Origin of the sequence: Amycolatopsis granulosa (assembly GCF_011758745.1) — a bacterium.
In the GTDB taxonomy this organism is placed as follows: domain Bacteria; phylum Actinomycetota; class Actinomycetes; order Mycobacteriales; family Pseudonocardiaceae; genus Amycolatopsis_E; species Amycolatopsis_E granulosa.
Window position 1 is genome coordinate 1,488,922 of record NZ_JAANOV010000001.1, and the last position, 18,411, is coordinate 1,507,332.

The window sequence follows — 18,411 nt, forward strand, 5'->3', positions numbered from 1 at the left end:
TCCGCTCCCGGACCGCGGCGCGTGCCACTTCACGAGGTCGTGACCGCGGCGTTGCGGCCGGCGATGCGGCCCATGGTGAGGGCGTTGGCGACGGCGTTGCCGCCGCCGACGTAGCGCGGGCCGAGCACGCCGGCACCGGCCTCGCCCGCGGCGAAGAGGCCGTCGATGACCTCGCCGCGCTCGTCGCGCACGGCCGCGCGGGCGTCGATCTCCAGCCCGGCGTGCGTGCACACCAGCTCGGCGGGCAGCAGGCGCGCCGCGTAGAACGGGGGCTCGGCGATCGGGTCCGGGTTGCCCGTCACCCCCTTGCTGGCGAGCGTCCGGTGGCGCAGGAACTCCGGGTCGTGCCCGGCGGGCAGCTGCTCGTTCCACCGGCGGACCGTCGCGATCAGCGCGCCGGCGGGGATCCCGGCCTTGCCGGCCAGCTCGGCCAGGTCCGCCGCGCGCAGCGTGCGCCCGGCCTCGGCCTCGGCGAGGACGTACTCGGCCGTCCAGTGCGCGTATCCGGGCGGGAGGGTCCGGCGGGCGCGTTCGTCGAAGATCATCCACGCGGTGCCGCCGTGCCGTTCGATGATGCCGCCGGACACCGCGTAGGAGGCGTCCTCGTCCATGAACCGGCGCCCGCGGGCGTCCACGTGGATGCGCGATTTCGGCGGGAACCCGGACTGCCAGTGGTGCAGGCGCTGGAAGTAGGCGGTGGGCAGCAGCAGCCCCCAGCCGTCCCCGGCGACCGCCGCGCCGACCTGCGCGCCGAAGCGCAGGTGGTCGCCGCGGCTGCCGTCCGCGGCGACGACGAACAGGTCCTCGCCCGCCCGCAGTGCCGCCGGGTAGTAGCGCGCCAGCAGACCCGGGTCGCGGGCGAACCCGCCGCTGGCCACCACCACCGCCCGCGCCCGCACCTCGATGCCGTCCGCGACGACCCCCGCGACCCGGCCGTGCTCCTCGAGCAGCCGCTCGACCCGGGTGCCGAGGACGATCTCGACCTGCCGCGTGCGTGCCGCCCTGGCGAGCACCTGGACCACCCCGTAGCCCTGGTCCCTGGGCACGTGACCGCGCCACACGTCCTCGACCCCGGCCTGGCACAGGCCCGGCGTGTGCGCGTTGCCGGACAGCTTCGCCGGGATCTCCACACCCAGTCCGATCAGCCAGTCCAGCGTCGGCCCGGACTGCACGCAGAACGCGGCGATCAGCCCCGGGTTCAGCTGCCAGGCGTTGAGGTCCATGTAGTGCTGGAAGAACCGTTCCGCGGAGTCCTCGACTCCCAGCGCGGCCTGCACGCTCGTGCCGGCCGCGGTGAACAGGCCCGCGGACAGCTGGGTCGAACCGCCGAGCTCCCGTTCGGACTCGAACAGCAGCACCGAAGCGCCCTGCTCGGCGGCGGACACGGCGGCGGCGAGACCGGCGCCACCGCCACCGACGACCACGACGTCCCAGTCGTCGGTCACGACAGCTCCCCTTCCATGTCGGCGATGATGCGGTGGTAGAGCCCGTTCGACACCAGGCCACCGTCCACAGTGATCTCACTGCCGGTCAGGTAGCTGGACCGCTCGGACAACAGGAACAGCACCGCCTCGGTGATCTCCGCCGGCCGCGCCATGCGCCCGGCCGGGATGCTCGCGACGGCCGAGGCGACGAACGCCTCCGCCCCGTCGAGCAGCCCGGTGTCCACGAGCCCGGGGTGCACCGAGTTGACCCGGATCCCCCACCGGGCGAAGTTGCCGGCAGCCGATTTGGACAGCCCGGTCAGGCCCCACTTGCTGGAGCTGTAGGCGGGCGAGAAGTAGCCGATCTGGCCGGCGATCGAGGAGATGTTCACGATCGACCCGCCACCCGAGTCCCGCATCAGCTCCGCCACGGCCCGCATGCCGTGGAACGGGCCGGACAGGTTGACGCGCAGGACCTGTTCCCAGACCTCGCCGGTGGTGTCCAGGAACTCCAGGCGGCGGGAGATCCCGGCGTTGTTGACCAGGCCGGTGAGACGGCCGCGGGTGGCGCGGATCTCCGCGACGACCCGGGCCCACGCGGCCGGGTCGGTGACGTCCAGTTCGTGCGCCGACGCCGACCCGCCCCCGGCTTCGATCTCCGCCACCACGGAACCGGGGTCGGCGATGTCCGCCAGGCACACGTGCGTGCCGTGCCGGGCGAGCGCGCGGGCGTGGTGAGCGCCCATGCCACCGGCCGCGCCGGTGACGAGCACCGTGTCCGGGTACTCAGACATGCCGCGACCCGCCGTCCACGGCGATGCTGTGCCCGGTGACGTAGCGGGCGCTGTCGGAGAGCAGGAACAGCAGCGGTCCGACGACCTCCTCCGGCGAGCCGAGCCGGTGCAGCGGCACGACGTCGAGCGCGTGCCGCAGCGCCGCCGGATCCTCCTTGACCCACCGGGTCATCTCGGTGTCGACGTAGCCGGGCGCGATCGAGTTGACGCGGATGCCCCGGTCACCGAGCTCGACGGCGAGCGATTCGGTGAGGTGCGCGACGGCGGCCTTCGAGGTGCAGTAGGCGCCGCGGCCACGGCGGACGCGGACGGCCGACACCGATGACATGTTCACGATCGCGCTGCCCGGCGCCATGTGCCGCGCGGCGGTCTGGGCGCCGTACAGAACACCCTCGACGTTGACCGCGAGGGTCGCGCCGATCTGCTCCGGGGTGATCTCACCAACGGTCGCGTACGGGAAGATTCCCGCGTTGTTGACCCAGAAGTCCAGGCGGCCGAACCGCTCCAGTGCCAGCTGCGCCACGGTTTCGTGGTCCTCGGGCCGGGTGACGTCGATGCGGGTGCCGACGATCTCGCCGGCCTTCTCGGCCGCCGCGACCTCGGCGGTCAGCTCGCGCGCCGTGGCGAGCATGCCCGCTTCGTCGATGTCGGCACCGACGACGTGCACGCCGCGCACCGCCAGGGCCGCCGTGAACCGCGCCCCCATTCCGCGGGCCGCGCCGGTCACGACCGCGACCTTGCCCGCCAGTTCCGGGTAGACCGCCGTCATCGGCTCGTGCTGGGCGCGGGTGTCGCTCATCGGTGCTCCTCGTTCTGCGAGTTCTGGGGGTTCGGCGAGTTCTGGGGGTTGTGCGGCTGGTCGTCGCGGCGCACGGTGCGGCGGCGGATGCGCCAGGTGCCCGCGTACCGGACCAGCTCATCGGTGAGGGTGGTCAGGCGCAGGAGTTCGGGCGGGCCGCCCGGCAGGGTGCGCACGATCTGCAGGTAGGCGTGCACAGTGACAGCGCCGACAGCGCCGACAGCGCCGACACAGTCCACACCGTCCACACCGTCGGCACCATCCACACCGTCGGCGGGCACGACGTGCACGTTGGTGAGCACGTGACGGGTGATGCCGTCCTGCCCCGCGAAGTCCTCGGCGAACCTCCGCAGGTCCGCGGTGCCGGTGACCGGTGCCGGATAGCTCGGTGAGCGGAACTCGCCGTCCGGGGTGAAGGTGTCCGCCCACGCCGCGGCATCGCCGTTGTCGATGAAGTGGCTTTGCGCGCCGTAGAGCTGGTGCACGAGCACGAGCGTCGCCACGTCCACGGTGACCTCCTCGGGGGGTTGCACGCCAGATTGAACGTGCTATTATCGCACGCAGCGTGCGAACTACGGAAACAGTAGGTCGGTGCCCGCCGGCCGTCAAGGGGGTGCCGCCATGTCCGAAGTCGACTCGGGAATGTCGAAAACGCTGCACAACGGGTTGCAGATCCTCGAGCTGCTCGTCGCGCACCCGCAGGGGATGACGCTGACCGAGATCGCGGAGGGAATCGGGGTGCACCGCACGGTGGCGCACCGGCTCGTGCGGACACTGGAGGCGCACCGGTTGTGCCGGCGCGACCGGTTCAAGCGGATCTCGCTCGGCACCGGCCTGGTGCGGCTGGCCGAGCCGGTGGAGCAGGACCTGCGCACGCTGGCGCGGCCGGTGCTGGAGGAGCTCACCGACCTCACGCAGGCCACGGCACACCTGGTGGTGCGGGAGAACGCCGGGGAGGTGCGGATGCTCATGATCGTCGAGCCGCGCCAGGCGCGGATGCACGTGAGCTTCCGGCCCGGTCAGGTCGACCCGATCGACCGCGGCTCGGCCGGGCTGGCGATGCTGGCCGCGGGGCCGCCGGCAGCGGGCGAGCGGGAGGAGGTGACGCTGGCGCGCAAGCGCGGCTTCGCGGTGTCCTACGGCGAGATCGCCCCGTCGGTGATCGGCGTTTCGGCGATGGTGCCGGGGCGGGAGGTCAGCATCGGCCTGTCGTTGTTCTCCGCCCCGGACGAGGAGGCGCTGGGCCGCACCGTGGTCGACGCGGCCCAGCGGCTGGGTTCCCTGTTGCGGTGACGACCGGCGCCGGTCAGCGCTGACCCTTGCGCGGCACCAGCTTGACCAGTGCCACACCGGCCAGCAGCAGCATCAGCCCCGCCAGCACCATCCAGGCGGTGCCGAACCCGGTGTAGGCCAGCGCGGCCGACCCGGACCCCGCGGCGGTGAAACCCTTTCCGTACATCGCTTTCACCTCCCCCCGGTGGTCAGGTGGTGCCAGCCGGCCGCACGCCGCAGCACCGCGTCCCGCCACCCGGCCAGGTACACACCGAGGCGGAAGAAGTCGTAGTAGATCTCGGGCAGGAACAGCAGCGTCAGCAGGATGCCGCGCCACCCCGCCTTGCGCACGGTCACCACCCGGTCGACGACGCACACCGCGCCGACCGCGAGCCAGAACGGGTGCAGCACCATCGGCATCCCCGCCGCGAGCGACAGGCCCAGCAGCAGCGGGTACCCCACGATGACCAGGAAGCCCAGCACCGCCCACAACTGCTGCCCCAGGTACGGCAGCGTGACCCGGTTGACGCCGTGCGACCGCAGGTTGTCGATCGCGCCGCGCTGCCACCGCACCCGCTGCCGCCACAGATCCCGCCAGGTCGGCATCAGCTCGGTCGTCGTCGCGCACCGGGCCGGGGACACGCACCGGTACCCCAGCCGCAGGCACGCCAGGGTGATCTCCATGTCCTCGGTCAGCGCCCGCCGGTCGTAGAACTCCCCCGCCCGGCCCGGCAGCGCGCCGCCCCGCGCCGCGGCGATCTCGTGCAGCACCGGCACCCGGAACAGCGTCGAGGTGCCGGTCAGCACCCACACCCCCCTGCCGCGCCGCAGGATGTCCCGGGCGTAGCGGACGTACTCGTTGCGCTGCAGCTGTTCGATCAGTCCCCGGCGGCCTTCGCCGTAGAAGATCCCGCCCACGGCGCCGACGGCCGCGGAACGCTCCATCGCCGCGAGCGCGGTTTCGATCCACTCCGGGGCGAGGATCGAATCGGCGTCCATCACCAGGACCCGGTCGTCGCCGTCGAGCTGGGGCAGGACGACCGCCAGTGCCTGGTTCAGCGCACCGGCCTTCTTGTCCGTGTTGGCGACGGTCTCCAGCACGCGGGCGCCGTGCGCCGCCGCCACCGCCGCGGTGTCGTCGGCGCAGTTGTCCGCGACGACGAAGATCGCGTCCGGGGTCACCGTCTGCGCCCGGACCGAGTCCAGCGTGGCGGCGATGCTCGCGGCTTCGTCATGCGCGGGGATCAGGACCACGACCCGGTCCCGGCCCAGCGAGTGACGAGGAGTAACCAACATGACTGGGATATAGGCGGGAAAGCGCAGGTCATTAGCCCGAATGGATAGTGACGAACATCACACTTCATTACGCTCTGTTGACAACACGAAGGGTGTTCGAATTTTCCCGAACCCGGGCCGGAAGCCCCGGGCCACCCGGGCCGTTCGCCTCTGGCGGCCGGCCCGGACCCGTGATCCTAAGCTCTCCCCATGGCGAAGTACTTCGACGTGCACCCGGACAACCCCCAGCGCCGGTCGATCGCTCAGATCGTCGACCTGCTGCGGCGCGACGGGCTGATCGTCTACCCGACCGACTCGTGCTTCGCGCTCGGCTGCCAGCTCGGCAACCGCGACGGGCTGGACCGCATCCGCGCCATCCGCCACCTCGACGACCGCCACCACTTCACCCTGGTGTGCCGCGACTTCGCCCAGCTCGGGCAGTTCGTGCACGTCGACAACACCGTCTTCCGCGCGATCAAGGCCGCCACCCCGGGCAGCTACACCTTCATCCTGCCCGCCACGAAAGAGGTGCCCCGGCGGTTGCTGCACGCGAAGAAGAAGACCGTCGGTGTGCGGATCCCCGACCACGCCGTCACGCGGGCGCTGCTCGACGAGCTGGGCGAGCCGCTGGTGTCGAGCACCCTGCTGCTGCCCAGCCACGAGGAGCCACTGACGCAGGGCTGGGAGATCAAGGACGAACTGGACCACGCGGTCGACGCGGTCGTCGACTCCGGCGGCTGCGGCACCGAGCCCACGACGGTGATCGACTTCTCCGGTGGCGAGCCGGAAATCGTCCGAAAGGGTGCCGGGGACCCGGCACGTTTCGAATAACTCTGGACATCGCCGCCGTCGCGGGTCACGCTGGAAAAACGCACCGTGATCCGCGAGGAGGCTGGCGATGAGACTGGGCCGCAAACTTGCCGTGGGCGTCGTCGTCGAAGAATCCAGGGCCGAAGAGGTCGCGCCGGTCGAGGAGCCCCGCGACACCGTGGAAACCCCCGAACCGGAGCGTCCCGCCCCCGTCACCGCCGACCGCTGAGCCATGGCGGGCCGGCTGTCGTTGCGCCGCACGCCCCAGGAACGGCGCGACGTCCCGTGGCGCGGGTACAAGCTCGCCTACCCGATGGTGTCGGCCGACGGCACGGAGGCCGGTTTCACGGGCGTATCGCTCGGCCGCACACACGCCTACGGTGTGCGGGCCGAGGCCCGGTGCGCGCAGAGCAGCCGCCACCAGAGCCCGTCCCGCCTGTGCGACTGCGGCTTCTACTGCTTCCACGACCTCGCCGACGCCCGCGCGCTGGCCTGCGACCCGCAGTACCAGCAGAGCGTGCTGCTGGAGGTGGACGCCGCCGGCCGGTACTTCCTGTACGAGCGGGGCGTGCGGTACTCGAAACAAACCGTCCGGTCCGTGCACGCCGGGTTGTGCGCATGCGGGTGGCCCGCACAGGTGTTCGTGGCGACCGGCACGGGCGTCGTCGGCTGGCGCAAGCTGCTGCCGGTGTGCTCGACCTGCGCCGGGAACCGGCCGCCGTTGACGCTGGACCACTTCAGCCGTCTCGCGGGCGTGCCAGTGCACCGGGACGATCAGGCGGTGGCGTTCACCGCCGGGGCGGCCGCGAACCCGGAGCTGGTGCCGCTGCTGTCCGCCGAGGTCACGCTCCTGCACGCCCGCCTGGACGAGCTGCAGAGCCAGCTGGACCGGCTCACCAAGGGGCACTGAGCGCTCTGTCCGAAGGCGACAGTGAGCCGGACGGGGAGATCGCGGACCGGGGCACGATCCGAGGATGACCCGTTCGACCTCACCGGGCACGTCGCCTTCTGGGGCGCCAGCACCACACGCAACGAGGAGACCGCGGCCGATCTCGCCCGGATGGAACCTGGGTTCCTGCTTCGTCAGCGTGCGCGCCGCCGGGTCACGGTGCGCCGGGGAACGGCAGCACCTGGTCCGGGTAGTCGGCGGTGACCCGGCCGGGGAAGCTCGGCGACCGCTTCTCCAGGAACGCCATGACGCCTTCGCGCGCGTCCTTGCCGGTGCCGAGCTCCAGCAAGGCGCGGGAGTCGGCACGGTGGGCGTCCCACGGCGTCGGCGAGCCGAGCATGCCCCACAGCAGCTGCCGCGACACCGCGACCGACACCGCCGAGGTGTTGTCCACGATCTCCCGCGCGATCCGGTGCGCCGCCGGGATCAGCTCCTCCGGTGGCACCACGCGGGACACCAGTCCCCCGGCGCGCGCCTCGGCCGCGTCGAACACCCGCCCGGTCGCGACCCACTCCATTGCCTGCGAGATGCCGACGATCCGGGGCAGGAACCACGAGGACGCGGCCTCCAGCACGATGCCGCGCCGGGCGAACACGAACCCGAACCGGGCGTTCGCGCCGGCGATCCGGATGTCCATCGGCAGCGTCATCGTCACCCCGATCCCGACCGCGGGCCCGTTGACCGCCCCGATCACGACCTTCTTGCTCGCCGCGATCCGCAACGCCACCGCGCCACCGGCGTCGCGCGGGACACCGTCGATCTCGCCGAAACCCCGCACGTCGCCGATCGCGCCGCGGTCGAAGGTGCCGGCGCCGCGGCCGAGGTCCGCGCCCGCGCAGAACCCGCGCCCGGCACCGGTCACCACGACCACGCGCACCGCGTCGTCGGCATCCGCTGCGTCGAACGCGGCGATCAGCTCGTGCGCCATCTCCAGCGTGAACGCGTTCAGCCGCGCCGGCCGGTTCAGGGTGATCGTCGCGATCCCGCCGGTGACCTCGTAGGTGATCTCGCCGTAACTCACCGCACCGCCCATCGTCGTGGGTACCGGACGAGCCTGAGCACGTGTGGCGGCCCGGCGACGGCCCGGTCGAGCAGCACCGGCCGGGCCGTCACGGCACCCGCTCCAGCCGGTCGGCGAGCCGCGCCCACTGCTCCGCGGGCGTGCCGAACAGCAGCTCACTGCTCTTGGCCCGCTTGTAGTACAGGTGCGCATCGTGTTCCCAGGTGTAGCCGATGCCGCCGTGCAGCTGGAGCCCGGTGGCCGCCGCCCGGAAGTACGCGGGGCCGGTGAACGCCTGCGCGGTCGCCGCGGCGAGCGGCAGCGCGTCCGGGTCGTGGTCGGCGGCCCACGCCGCGTACCGCAGCAGCGACCCGGCCCGTTCGCTCGTGCTGTACAACTCCGCGCACGCGTGCTTGACCGCCTGGTAGGAACCGATGGCGCGGCCGAACTGCACCCGCACCTTGGCGTAGCCGACGATCGTGTCCAGCACCTTGGCGATCCCGCCGACCTGTTCCGCGGCCAGCGCCACCGCCGCCAGGTCGCGCACCCGCTCCAGCACCGCGCCCGGGTCGGCGTGCTCGAGCCGGCGGGCGGGCGCCGCGGAGAACTCCAGCTTCGCCTGGCCTCGCGTGGGGTCCAGGGTGGTCAGCGCCCGCCGGTGGCCCTCCGCGGTCACGAACCACCCGGCGGGGGTGTGCACCACGAAGACCTCGGCCACGTCACCGGAGAGGACGAACGGCGCGCACCCGTCGAGCACCCAGCCGCCGTCGCGCTCGGTCGCGGTCACCCCGGACAGCGCCACCGCGCCGACCTGCTCCCCCGCCGCCAGCGCGGGCAGGACCTCGGTGTCGCCCAGGGCCGTCAGGGCGTCGGCCGCCAGCACCGCGGAGGCGAGGAACGGCACCGCCGCCAGCGCGCGGCCCAGTTCCTCCAGCACCACGCACCGCTCGACGTGCCCCGCGCCCGCACCGCCGAGCTCCTCCGGAACCACGAGCCCGGTCAGCCCCAGCTCCGCCATCCGCCGCCACAACCCGCGGTCGTAGCGGGCGTCACCGTCCACAACGGACCGCACGTCGTTGTGGTCGGCCAGCAGGTCGCGCACCGCGGACCGCAGTTGCCGCTGTTCGTCGTCGAGCACCAGCTGCACGGCTTCTCCTCTCAGGCGGGTCGCTGCGTGCCCACCCGCAGCTCGCGGAAGGGCACGTCGCGGTCGGCGACGGGTTCGCGGGGCAGCCCGAGGATCCGGTCACCGATGATCGTGCGCTGGATCTGGTCGGTGCCACCGGCGATGCTCGACGACGGGGTCTGGTTGATCGCCAGCGCCAGCTCGTCCCCGGCCGCGTCGTCCGGATCCCAGGCGATGGCGTGCGGTCCGGCGATCAGCCCGGCGACCGCGACGGCCTGTTGTCGCAGCTGGGCGCCGGCGAGTTTGGCCACCGAGCCGCGTGCCCCGGGCGGGGAACCGGCCTCGGCCTCCTGCCGCAACCGCGCGTTGAACAACGCCAGCGCCCGTTCGGCCGCGTACAGCTTCGCCAGTTCCACCCGCACCACCGGATCGCGGTCGCGGCCGTACCGGCGCGCGGTCTCGGCGAGGTTCGCGTGCGCCAGCGGGTCGTGCCGGATGCGGACGAACCCGCCGATCGACACGCGTTCGTGGCCGAGCATGGTCACCGCGGCCGGCCAGCCGCCGCCGACCTGCCCGAGAACCGCGCCGGCCGGCAGCCGCAGGTCGGCGAAGTACACCTCGTTGAACGGCGCCCGGCCGGTCATGTCCGTCAGCGGCCGCACGGTCACCCCGGGCGCGTGCATGTCGATGAGGAACATGGTCAGGCCCTGGTGCTTGGGCACGTCCGGGTCGGTGCGGGCGAGCAGCGCACCGAAGTCGGCCAGGTGCGCGACCGTCGTCCACACCTTCTGCCCGTTGACCACCCACGAGTCCCCGTCCCGGACCGCGCGGGTCTGCAGGCTCGCGACGTCGGACCCGGCGCCCGGCTCGGAGAACAGCTGGCACCAGATCTCCTCGCCGCGCAGCAGGGGCCGGATGTAGCGCGCCTTCTGCCCGGCCGTGCCCAGGTCGAGGATCGTCGGCCCGCACATGCCCATGCCGATGCGGAACACCGAGGTCGGCAGGTCGTAGTGCGCCGCCTCCTGGTCGAAGATCTGCTGCTCGGCGGCGGTGAGCCCCTGCCCGCCGTACTCCGTCGGCCAGGTGATGCCGGCCAGCCCGGCGTCGTGCAGTGCGGCCTGGAACCGCTTGGCGGTCGCCAGCTCCTCGTCACCGGGGACGTTGGCGGCCAGCCACGCGCGGACCTTCTCGCGGAACCCGGTCACGCGATCAGCTCCAGGATGGTCGCGTTGGCCTGCCCGCCGCCCTCGCACATCGTCTGCAGCCCGTAGCGGACACCGCTGGCACGCATGTGGTGCACCAGCGTGGTCATCAGGCGCGCGCCGCTCGCACCGAGCGGGTGGCCGAGCGCGATCGCACCGCCGTGCGGGTTGAGGGTCTTGGGGTCCGCGCCGGTTTCCGCCAGCCACGCCATCGGCACCGGCGCGAACGCCTCGTTCACCTCGAACACCCCGATGTCGCCCAGGGACAGGCCGCTGCGCCGCAGGGCTTTGTGCGTCGCCGGGATGGGTGCGGTCAGCATGATCACCGGATCGGCACCCGCGAGCACGGCGGTGTGCACGCGGGCGAGGGGCCGCAGGCCCAGCTCGGCCGCCTTCTCGCTGGTGGTCATCAGCAGCGCGGCCGCACCGTCGCTGATCTGCGAGCTGTTGCCCGCGGTGATCACGCCGTCCTCGGCGAAGGCGGGCTTGAGCTTCGCGAGCTTCTCCAGCGAGCCGCCGCGGCGCACACCCTCGTCGGCGGTCACCGCACCGAGCGGGAGCAGCTGCTCGTCGAAGGCGCCCGAATCCTGCGCGGCGGCCGCCTTCTCGTGCGAGGCCAGGGAGAACTCGTCGACCTGGGCACGGCTGAACCCCCACCGTTCGACGATCATCTCCGCGCCGGCGCCCTGGTGGGGCCGCACCCCGCCGTAATGGGCCAGCAGCCGTTCGCCGAGCGGGTTCGCGCCCTGCGCGGCGAAGCCCATCGGCACCCGGCTCATCGACTCGACCCCGCCGGCCACCACCACGTCGTAGTGCCCGGCGATCAGGCCGGCGGCGGCGAAGTGCACACTCTGCTGGGACGAGCCGCACTGCCGGTCCACGGTCACGCCGGTCACGGTCTCCGGCCAGTCCGCCGCCAGCACGGCGTTGCGGGCGATGTCGCCGGTCTGCTCACCGGCCTGGCCCACGCACCCCCACACCACGTCGTCGATCCGGCCCGGGTCCAGGCCGGTCCGCTCGGCGAGGCCGCGCAGCACGTGCGCGGACAGATCCACCGGGTGCACCCCGGACAGGCCGCCGTCGCGCTTGCCCACCGGGGTGCGCAGCGCCTCCACGATCACCGCGTCTCGCACGGCTCCTCCTTCTCCTTCGGCACGTAGCGCTCTTGCAGGCGGCGCTTCACCAGCTTGCCGGTCGGGGTGCGGGGCAGCTCGCCGGTGAAATCCACGCTGCGCGGCACCTTGTAGTGCGCGATCCGCTCGCGCAGGTGGGTCAGCAGCTCGGCTTCCAGCTCCGGTCCCGGGATCACGCCGGGCGCGGGCTGGACGACGGCCTTGACGGCCTCCCCCATCTCCTCGTCCGGCACGCCGATCACGCCGACGTCGAACACGGCGGGGTGCAGGGCGAGCGCGTCCTCGACCTCCTGCGGGTAGATGTTCACCCCGCCGGAGATGATCACGAAGGCCTTGCGGTCGGTGAGGTAGAGGTAGCCGGCCTCGTCGAGGTAGCCGACGTCGCCGGTGGTGGTCCAGGTTTCGTGCTCGGGGTGCTGCGCCGCGCGCGTCGCGGCCTCGTCACGGTGGTAGGTGAACGGGACCTCGTCGCGTTCGAAGTAGACGGTCCCGGTCTCGCCGGGCGGCAGCACCATGCCCTTGTCGTCGCAGATGCGGGTGACGCCGACCACCGCGCGGCCCACCGAGCCGGGCCGGGCAAGCCACTGCTCGCTGTCGATGAACGTCATCCCGGCGCCCTCGGTGGCCGCGTAGTACTCGACGAGGATCGGCCCCCACCAGTCGATCATCGCGCGCTTGACCTCGACCGGGCAGGGCGCCGCGGCGTGCACGGCCACCCGGTGACTGGACAGGTCGTAGCGGGACCGCACCTCCTCCGGCAGCTTGAGCATGCGCACGAACATCGTCGGCACCCACTGGCTGTGCGTGACGCCGTAGGTTTCGATGGCCCGCAGCGCGGCCTCGGCGTCGAAGCGTTCCATCATCACCACCGTCCCGCCGAGCCGGTGCACCGCCGCGCCGAACCGCAGCGGCGCGGCGTGGTAGACCGGCGCCGGGGACAGGTAGACCGCGTCCGGTCCGAAGCCGTACAGGTGCCGCAGGACCGGGGTGAGGGTGTCGCCCGGCTCGTCCACCTGCCGACCGGGCAGGTCGACCTGGATGCCCTTCGGGCGGCCCGTGGTGCCGGAGGAGTACAGCAGGTCCGCGCCGCACGGCTGGTCCGCCGGACGGCGCGGGGAACCGGACGCGAGGAACGCGTCGTAACCGGCGTACCCGTCGGCCTCGCCGCCGTAGACCAGCTTGACCGGCACGTCCGGGAGCAGTTCGGCGACCGCGCGGGCCAGCGGGCCGAGCGCGGCGGAGACCACGAGCGCGCGGGCGCCGGAGTCGGTGACGATGTAGGCGGCCTCGGCCGGGGCCAGGTGGCTGTTGACCGCGGCGACGTAGCGACCGGAGCGCATCGCGGCCCAGTAGACCTCGTAGGCGCGGACCGAGTTGTCGCTGAGCAGTGCGACGGTCTCGCCGCGGCCCACGCCGGCGCCGGTCAGGGCGTCGGCGAGGCGGGTGGACCGCTCGTCGAGCTCGCCGTAGGTCAGCCGCTCGCCCGAGCCCGCCATGATCACGGCGGGCCGTCCGGGGTCGGCGTCGGCGTGGGTACCCGGATACATGCGGCTCCTCCTCGAACGCCTCGGCTCCCCTGCGAGAGTGCAAGCATTCCGCGGAACAGTCAACACCGACTGTTACCGGGTTAGGCTGATGCCCGTGGTGACCGAAACCCGGACCCGGCAGGACCGCGCGGCCGGAACGCGCACCCTGATCCTGGACGCGGCGGTCGCGTGCCTGGTCGAGCTCGGCTACGCCGGTGCCTCCACGCTCGCGATCCAGGCCAAGGCCGGGGTGTCCCGCGGCCGCCTGCTGCACCACTTCCCGTCGCGGGACGAGCTGCTGGTCGCGGCCTCGCAGCACCTGTCGGCGAGCCGGTTGCGGCAGACCGAGGAGCGGCTCGCCGAACAGCTCGCCGGTGAGCCGGAGGGGCCGCGCCGGGTCGAGCGGTGCATCGAGCTGCTGTGGATGACCTTCCACGAACCGGCGTTCTGGGCGGCCGTCGAGCTGTGGACCGCGGCGCGCACCAATCCCGCGCTGGCCGAGGCCCTGCGCCCGCAGGAACGCGCACTGCGGGACGCGATCCGCCGTGTCGGCGACCGGATCTGGGGACCGGCGGTGTGCGCGCACCCGCGTTATCCGGAGCTGCGGGAGCTGCTGTTCACCAGCATGCGGGGCGCGGCCCTGCCCTACGCCTTCGAGAAGGAGCGGCGGCCGGCACACGACCCGCACGTCGCCCTGTGGAAGTCGCTGGCCCGCCGCCTGCTCTTCGCGGACGGCCAGTGCTGACCGAGCTCGCCCGCCACGCGCGCACGCACGGCGACCAGCCCGCGTTCTCGTTCGAGGGCACCACCCTCTTCGCGTCCACGCGGCTCGGCGCGATCTGCGTGCCGGTGCGCTACAAGCGGCCACGGCACATCGCGGTGGTGACCGCGCTGGCCGCCGCCGAGCGGATCTAGCCGCCGGTCAGCGCCTTGACCACGCGCGACGGGCTGGGGCGGCCCAGCCGCTCGGCCATCCAGGCGCTCGTGCGCACCAGCGCGTCCAGGTCGACGCCGTGGTCGATGCCCAGGCCGTCGAGCATCCACACCAGGTCCTCGGTCGCCAGGTTGCCCGTCGCCGCCTTCGCGTACGGGCAGCCGCCGAGGCCGCCCGCCGACGAGTCCACTGTGGTCACTCCGGACCGCAGTGCGGCCAGGGTGTTGGACAGCGCCTGGCCGTAGGTGTCGTGGAAGTGCACGGCCAGCGCGCTCACGTCACCGAAGGCCGCCAGCACCGCTTCGACGTGACCCGGCGTCGCCACGCCGATCGTGTCGCCCAGGGACAGCTGGAAACAGCCCATGTCGAGCAGCCGCCGGCCCGCGGCCGCCACCTGTTCGACCGGCACCGCGCCCTCCCACGGGTCGCCGAAGCACATCGACAGGTACGCCCGCACCTGGAGGCCCTCGTGCCGGGCGCGGCGCACCACCGGCTCGAACATCGCGAACTGCTCGTCGAACGAGCGGTTCAGGTTCTTGCGCGCGAAGGTCTCGGTGGCGCTGCCGAAGATGGCGATCGACTCGACGCCGAGCGCGAGCGCCCGGTCCAGCCCGCGCTCGTTGGGCACCAGCACCGGGTAGCGGACGCCCTCGCGCCGGTCGAGCCCGGCCAGCAGGTCGTCGGCGTCGGCGAGCTGGGGCACCCACTTCGGGTGCACGAAACTGGTGGCCTCCAGCGTGCGCAGCCCGGCATCGGCCAGCCGGTCGAGGAACTCCAGCTTGGTGTCCAGCCCGACGATCGCCTGCTCGTTCTGCAGCCCGTCGCGCGGCCCGACCTCCCAGATCGTCACCCGGCCCGGCAGGTCGCCCCGCGACGCCTCGCGCTGGGGCAGGCCCAGCTCCCGCACAGTCACCACACCTCTACGTTAACGCTCACTAACGCTGCCGTCCAGTGTCCACCACCGGCGGCTCACCAGATCCGGGAGTCACCGGCAGGGCGCGGGCGAGAACCTGTGCCAGATGCAGCGCCTGCCGGCCGGTGAGGTCGTCGATCTGCGTGCGGCAGCTGAATCCGTCCGCGAGCACCAGGGTGTCCGGGGACGCGGCCGTCACCTCGGGCACCAGCACCCGGTTCGCCGCCGCGACCGACACCTCGTAGTGCCCCTTCTCGACCCCGAAGTTCCCGGCCAGCCCGCAACAGCCGGAGTCCAGCGTCCGGTTGGTCACGCCCACCTTCCGCAACAGCCGCTCGTCCGCCGCGTTGCCCATCACGGCGTGCTGGTGGCAGTGCTGCTGCGTGATCGCCGACGCCGCCACCTCCGGGAACGACACGTCCGGCGCGAAGCGCTCCAGGAACTCGGCCAGCGTGAACGCCTGGGCGGGCAGCCCGTGCAGCTCCGCCTCGTCGAACAACTCGCGCGCGTCGTGCCGGAACACCGCCAGGCAGCTCGGCTCCAGCCCCACCACCGGCGTGCCCGCCTCCAGGTGCGGCCGCAGCACCCGCAGCGTGCGCCGCAGCACCCGCCGCGCCACGCCCAGCTGCCCGGTGGAGATCCAGGTCAGCCCGCAGCACACCGACGACGACGGCAGCACCACGTCGAACCCGGCGTGCTCCAGCACCCGCACCGCGTCGTGACCCACCTCGGGCGAGAGGAAGTTGGTGAACGTGTCCGGCCACAACAGCACCTTCGGCCGGCCCCGGTCCCGGGCGGTGAACCCGCGCCGGAACGTCCGCCGTGCGAACCGCGGCAGCGACCGCTCCGGGGTGATCCCGCCGGCCTTCTTCACCACCCCGGCCAGCCGCCCGCCCAGCACCCGGTTCACCAGTCGCGGCGTGCCGGACGCCAGCCGCGCCAGCAGCGGCAGGAACCCGAGCGTGTAGTGGCTGGCCGGGCGCAGCCGCCCGGCGTAGTGCTGGTGCAGGAACTCGGCCTTGTAGGAGGCCATGTCCACGTTGACCGGGCAGTCGGACAGGCATCCCTTGCACGCCAGGCACAGGTCGAGCGCCTCGAGCACCTCGGTGGACCGCCACCCGTCGGTGACCGTCTCCCCGCGCATCATCTCGAACAGCAGGCGCGAACGGCCGCGCGTCGAGTGCTCCTCGCGGCCGGTGACCATGTAGCTCGGGCACATCACGCCGGACGAGGTGTCCACACAGGCCCCGACGCCGACGCACCGCCGGGTCGCCGTCGCGAGGCTGCCCCCGTCGTGCGGGTACTTCAGCGTGATCGGCAGTGACCGGACCGGCCCGTCGAACCGCAGGTCCGCGTCCAGGCGGCGGGGCCGCACCAGGTTCCCGGGGTTGAGCAGGTCGTCCGGGTCCCAGATCCCCTTGAACCGCTCGAACAGCGCGAGGATCTCCGGCGGGTACATCCGCGACAGCAGTTCCGCCCGGGCCTGGCCGTCACCGTGCTCGCCGGACAACGAGCCGCCGTGCGCGACCACCAGGTCCGCCGCGTCCTCCAGGAACGCCCGGAACTGCCGCCGCCCCTCGCCGGTGGTGAGGGCGAAATCGATGCGCACGTGCACACAGCCCTCGCCGAAGTGTCCATAAGGGACCCCGCGCAGGCCGTACTTGCTCAGCAGGGCACGGAAGTCGCGCAGGTAGGCGCCCAGGTTCTCGGGCGGCACCGCGGAGTCCTCCCACCCCGGCCATGCCTCGGAACCGTCCGGCATCCGGGTCACGATCCCGGCCGCGGCCTCCCGCACCGACCACAGCAGCCGCTGATCGGCCGGCCGGGTCTCCACCACGGTCGCCGCGCCGGTGTCCCGCGCCAGCACGGCGGCAACCTCGGCCGCCCGCTCCGCCGCCTGTTCCGGGTCCGCTCCCCCGACCTCGACGAACAGCCAGCCGCGCCCCTCGGGCAGCAGGTCGACCGCCGGGTGCGGGCGCCGCACCAGCAGCGAGTCGATCAGGTCGCGGCCCATGCCCTCGACCGTCAGCGGCCCCAGCGGCAGCACCGACGGGACGGCGTCGGCGGCCGCGATGTCGTCGGCGTACCCGGCGACGACCAGCGCGCGTGCCGCGGGCGCGGGCACCAGCCGCACGGTGATCTCGGTCAGCAGCACGCAGGTGCCCTCGGTGCCGACCAGCGCGCGGACCAGGTTCGTCCCGTTCTCCGGCAGCAGCTGGTCCAGCGCGTACCCGGACACCCGTCGCGGCAACGGCGGGAACGCCGTGCGCAGCAGCGCCAGGTTGTCCAGCGCGAGCTGCTTCGACGCGGCGGCGCGCGGATCGTCCGGCAGCGACGGCCCGACCACCAGCCGGGTCCCGTCCGCGGTGAGCACGTCCAGCGCGACGACGTTGTCCGCCGTCCGGCCCCACGCCACCGAATGCGAGCCGCACGCGTCGTTGCCGACCATGCCACCGATCGTGCACCGGCTGTGCGTGGACGGGTCCGGCCCGAAGGTCAGGCCGTGCGGCGCGGCCGCCGCACGCAACGCGTCGAGCACCACGCCGGGCTGCACGCGCGCGGTCCGCGTTTCCGGGTCGATCTCCAGCACCCGGTTCAGGTGCCGGCTGTAGTCGATCACCACGCCCTCGCCGAGCGCCTGGCCGCCGATGCCGGTGCCCGCACCGCGCGCGGTGACGGGGATACCGAACTCCCGGCACAGCCGGACGGTCGCCGCCAGGTCCTCCACAGTGGACGGAAACACCACGGCCACCGGCACGTGCCGGTAGTTCGACGCGTCCATGCTGTAGACGGCGCGCGCCGTGGTGCCGGATTCCACCTCACCGTCGAGCGCGTCGGCCAGCTCCGCCAGGAACTGGCCCACCCGCTCCTCCGCCACGACCGTCATGAAGCCGGGCCCCCGGGCAGCGGATCGCCGGCCCGCAGCGGCGCGGCGGCGAACCGGCCCTCGTGCGCGAGCACCGGACGGCGGTCGCCGGCCAGCTCCGGGTACTTCTGTTCGAGCTTCTCCCGCCGGGTCATCTGCCGGTGCCAGTGCCGCACCGTCTCCCGGTCGCCGTTGCCGGTGCCGCGCCAGCTCTTCGGCGCGTCGTCCCGGCTGGGCCCGGCGGAGGCGACCCCGCCCAGCCGCGCCGCGGGTGGCAGCCGGTGCGGCACCGAGCCGCACGAACAGGACGGAGCCGGGCTCGCGGACGAGGGCACGAGCGCCTCGAACCGGTTCCCGCACTCGCACGAGTAGTCGTAGATGGGCATGG

The 18,411-nt window shown here is 73.0% G+C and carries 20 protein-coding genes; 6 read left to right on the forward strand and 14 right to left on the reverse strand.

Annotation, left to right across the window (positions count from 1 at the left end):
* Positions 1–29: 29 nt before the first annotated feature.
* Genes FHX45_RS07055 through FHX45_RS07070 form a run of 4 tightly spaced genes read right to left on the reverse strand, consistent with a single transcriptional unit; the run spans position 30 to position 3,550 of the window.
* Positions 30–1,445, reverse strand: coding sequence for an FAD-dependent oxidoreductase (locus tag FHX45_RS07055; protein ID WP_167097774.1), 1,416 nt, complete (start codon positions 1,443–1,445; stop codon positions 30–32).
* Entirely contained in the window at positions 1,442–2,218 is a 777-nt protein-coding gene (locus FHX45_RS07060; protein WP_167097776.1) for an SDR family NAD(P)-dependent oxidoreductase, read from the reverse strand. Before FHX45_RS07060 ends, FHX45_RS07055 begins: the two co-directional genes overlap by 4 nt.
* Positions 2,211–3,017 (reverse strand): SDR family NAD(P)-dependent oxidoreductase, encoded by an 807-nt coding sequence (locus tag FHX45_RS07065; RefSeq protein WP_208405835.1) that lies wholly within the window; start codon positions 3,015–3,017, stop codon positions 2,211–2,213. The genes FHX45_RS07060 and FHX45_RS07065 overlap by 8 nt, the downstream gene beginning before the upstream one ends.
* Positions 3,014–3,550: a nuclear transport factor 2 family protein gene (locus FHX45_RS07070; protein ID WP_341771383.1), complete on the reverse strand. Its 537-nt coding sequence runs from the start codon at positions 3,548–3,550 to the stop codon at positions 3,014–3,016. Before FHX45_RS07070 ends, FHX45_RS07065 begins: the two co-directional genes overlap by 4 nt.
* An 88-nt stretch (positions 3,551–3,638) precedes the next feature.
* On the opposite strand from FHX45_RS07070, the gene FHX45_RS07075 reads away from it, so the two are divergent.
* A complete protein-coding gene (locus FHX45_RS07075) occupies positions 3,639–4,310 on the forward strand; it encodes an IclR family transcriptional regulator (RefSeq protein ID WP_167097778.1) in 672 nt (223 codons plus the stop codon).
* A gap of 13 nt (positions 4,311–4,323) precedes the next feature.
* Here the strand turns inward: FHX45_RS07075 and FHX45_RS07080 are convergent, their stop codons facing one another.
* Together FHX45_RS07080 and FHX45_RS07085 are read right to left on the reverse strand one after the other, a co-directional pair.
* Positions 4,324–4,476 (reverse strand): hypothetical protein, encoded by a 153-nt coding sequence (locus tag FHX45_RS07080; RefSeq protein WP_167097780.1) that lies wholly within the window; start codon positions 4,474–4,476, stop codon positions 4,324–4,326.
* A gap of 5 nt (positions 4,477–4,481) precedes the next feature.
* Entirely contained in the window at positions 4,482–5,585 is a 1,104-nt protein-coding gene (locus FHX45_RS07085; RefSeq protein ID WP_167097782.1) for a glycosyltransferase family 2 protein, read from the reverse strand.
* Between the two features lie 189 nt (positions 5,586–5,774).
* Between FHX45_RS07085 and FHX45_RS07090 the strand changes: the two genes are divergently transcribed.
* The 3 genes from FHX45_RS07090 to FHX45_RS07100 all read left to right on the forward strand — a co-directional run bounded on the left by FHX45_RS07090 (position 5,775) and on the right by FHX45_RS07100 (position 7,284).
* On the forward strand, positions 5,775–6,395 hold the full coding sequence (locus FHX45_RS07090) for an L-threonylcarbamoyladenylate synthase (RefSeq protein ID WP_167097784.1): 621 nt from the start codon (positions 5,775–5,777) through the stop codon (positions 6,393–6,395).
* Positions 6,396–6,462: 67 nt separating this feature from the next.
* Positions 6,463–6,603: a hypothetical protein gene (locus FHX45_RS07095; RefSeq protein ID WP_167095801.1), complete on the forward strand. Its 141-nt coding sequence runs from the start codon at positions 6,463–6,465 to the stop codon at positions 6,601–6,603.
* Between the two features lie 3 nt (positions 6,604–6,606).
* Positions 6,607–7,284 carry a hypothetical protein gene (locus FHX45_RS07100; protein ID WP_167097786.1) on the forward strand — a complete coding sequence of 226 codons (678 nt, stop codon included), beginning with the start codon at positions 6,607–6,609 and terminating at the stop codon, positions 7,282–7,284.
* Between the two features lie 193 nt (positions 7,285–7,477).
* On the opposite strand, the gene FHX45_RS07105 is transcribed toward FHX45_RS07100, so the two are convergent.
* From FHX45_RS07105 to FHX45_RS07125, 5 genes are all read right to left on the reverse strand, one after another.
* The gene (locus FHX45_RS07105; protein ID WP_167097788.1) at positions 7,478–8,356 is read right to left on the reverse strand and encodes an enoyl-CoA hydratase-related protein; all 879 of its coding nucleotides are present in this window, start codon (positions 8,354–8,356) and stop codon (positions 7,478–7,480) included.
* Positions 8,357–8,432: 76 nt separating this feature from the next.
* Positions 8,433–9,470 carry an acyl-CoA dehydrogenase family protein gene (locus tag FHX45_RS07110; RefSeq protein ID WP_167097790.1) on the reverse strand — a complete coding sequence of 346 codons (1,038 nt, stop codon included), beginning with the start codon at positions 9,468–9,470 and terminating at the stop codon, positions 8,433–8,435.
* Positions 9,471–9,481: 11 nt separating this feature from the next.
* Positions 9,482–10,654, reverse strand: coding sequence for an acyl-CoA dehydrogenase family protein (locus FHX45_RS07115; protein WP_167097792.1), 1,173 nt, complete (start codon positions 10,652–10,654; stop codon positions 9,482–9,484).
* On the reverse strand, positions 10,651–11,784 hold the full coding sequence (locus FHX45_RS07120) for an acetyl-CoA C-acyltransferase (RefSeq protein WP_167097794.1): 1,134 nt from the start codon (positions 11,782–11,784) through the stop codon (positions 10,651–10,653). The genes FHX45_RS07115 and FHX45_RS07120 overlap by 4 nt, the downstream gene beginning before the upstream one ends.
* On the reverse strand, positions 11,769–13,331 hold the full coding sequence (locus tag FHX45_RS07125) for an acyl-CoA synthetase (RefSeq protein WP_167097796.1): 1,563 nt from the start codon (positions 13,329–13,331) through the stop codon (positions 11,769–11,771). The genes FHX45_RS07120 and FHX45_RS07125 overlap by 16 nt, the downstream gene beginning before the upstream one ends.
* Positions 13,332–13,419: 88 nt before the next feature.
* Between FHX45_RS07125 and FHX45_RS07130 the strand changes: the two genes are divergently transcribed.
* Both FHX45_RS07130 and FHX45_RS07135 read left to right on the forward strand, forming a co-directional pair.
* A complete protein-coding gene (locus FHX45_RS07130) occupies positions 13,420–14,055 on the forward strand; it encodes a TetR/AcrR family transcriptional regulator (RefSeq protein WP_167097798.1) in 636 nt (211 codons plus the stop codon).
* On the forward strand, positions 14,049–14,225 hold the full coding sequence (locus tag FHX45_RS07135) for a hypothetical protein (protein WP_167097800.1): 177 nt from the start codon (positions 14,049–14,051) through the stop codon (positions 14,223–14,225). The genes FHX45_RS07130 and FHX45_RS07135 overlap by 7 nt, the downstream gene beginning before the upstream one ends.
* Here FHX45_RS07135 and FHX45_RS07140 read toward each other — a convergent pair.
* Genes FHX45_RS07140 through FHX45_RS07150 form a run of 3 tightly spaced genes read right to left on the reverse strand, consistent with a single transcriptional unit; the run spans position 14,222 to position 18,409 of the window.
* The gene (locus tag FHX45_RS07140) at positions 14,222–15,157 is read right to left on the reverse strand and encodes a hydroxymethylglutaryl-CoA lyase (protein WP_167108564.1); all 936 of its coding nucleotides are present in this window, start codon (positions 15,155–15,157) and stop codon (positions 14,222–14,224) included. The genes FHX45_RS07135 and FHX45_RS07140 overlap by 4 nt on opposite strands.
* A gap of 22 nt (positions 15,158–15,179) precedes the next feature.
* On the reverse strand, positions 15,180–18,044 hold the full coding sequence (locus FHX45_RS07145; RefSeq protein ID WP_167097802.1) for an FAD-binding and (Fe-S)-binding domain-containing protein: 2,865 nt from the start codon (positions 18,042–18,044) through the stop codon (positions 15,180–15,182).
* The gene (locus FHX45_RS07150; protein ID WP_167097804.1) at positions 18,041–18,409 is read right to left on the reverse strand and encodes an FmdB family zinc ribbon protein; all 369 of its coding nucleotides are present in this window, start codon (positions 18,407–18,409) and stop codon (positions 18,041–18,043) included. Before FHX45_RS07150 ends, FHX45_RS07145 begins: the two co-directional genes overlap by 4 nt.
* Between the last annotated feature and the right edge of the window lie 2 nt (positions 18,410–18,411).

Bases quoted from the DNA above. Each gene is read 5' to 3' on its own strand.
- FHX45_RS07060 (WP_167097776.1), bottom strand. From the start codon at position 2,218: ATGTCTGAGTACCCGGACACGGTGCTCGTCACCGGCGCGGCCGGTGGC.
- FHX45_RS07065 (WP_208405835.1), bottom strand. From the start codon at position 3,017: ATGAGCGACACCCGCGCCCAGCACGAGCCGATGACGGCGGTCTACCCG.
- FHX45_RS07075 (WP_167097778.1), top strand. From the start codon at position 3,639: ATGTCCGAAGTCGACTCGGGAATGTCGAAAACGCTGCACAACGGGTTG.
- FHX45_RS07080 (WP_167097780.1), bottom strand. From the start codon at position 4,476: ATGTACGGAAAGGGTTTCACCGCCGCGGGGTCCGGGTCGGCCGCGCTG.
- FHX45_RS07085 (WP_167097782.1), bottom strand. From the start codon at position 5,585: ATGTTGGTTACTCCTCGTCACTCGCTGGGCCGGGACCGGGTCGTGGTC.
- FHX45_RS07090 (WP_167097784.1), top strand. From the start codon at position 5,775: ATGGCGAAGTACTTCGACGTGCACCCGGACAACCCCCAGCGCCGGTCG.
- FHX45_RS07095 (WP_167095801.1), top strand. From the start codon at position 6,463: ATGAGACTGGGCCGCAAACTTGCCGTGGGCGTCGTCGTCGAAGAATCC.
- FHX45_RS07100 (WP_167097786.1), top strand. From the start codon at position 6,607: ATGGCGGGCCGGCTGTCGTTGCGCCGCACGCCCCAGGAACGGCGCGAC.
- FHX45_RS07105 (WP_167097788.1), bottom strand. From the start codon at position 8,356: ATGGGCGGTGCGGTGAGTTACGGCGAGATCACCTACGAGGTCACCGGC.
- FHX45_RS07125 (WP_167097796.1), bottom strand. From the start codon at position 13,331: ATGTATCCGGGTACCCACGCCGACGCCGACCCCGGACGGCCCGCCGTG.
- FHX45_RS07130 (WP_167097798.1), top strand. From the start codon at position 13,420: ATGCCCGTGGTGACCGAAACCCGGACCCGGCAGGACCGCGCGGCCGGA.
- FHX45_RS07145 (WP_167097802.1), bottom strand. From the start codon at position 18,044: ATGACGGTCGTGGCGGAGGAGCGGGTGGGCCAGTTCCTGGCGGAGCTG.
- FHX45_RS07150 (WP_167097804.1), bottom strand. From the start codon at position 18,409: ATGCCCATCTACGACTACTCGTGCGAGTGCGGGAACCGGTTCGAGGCG.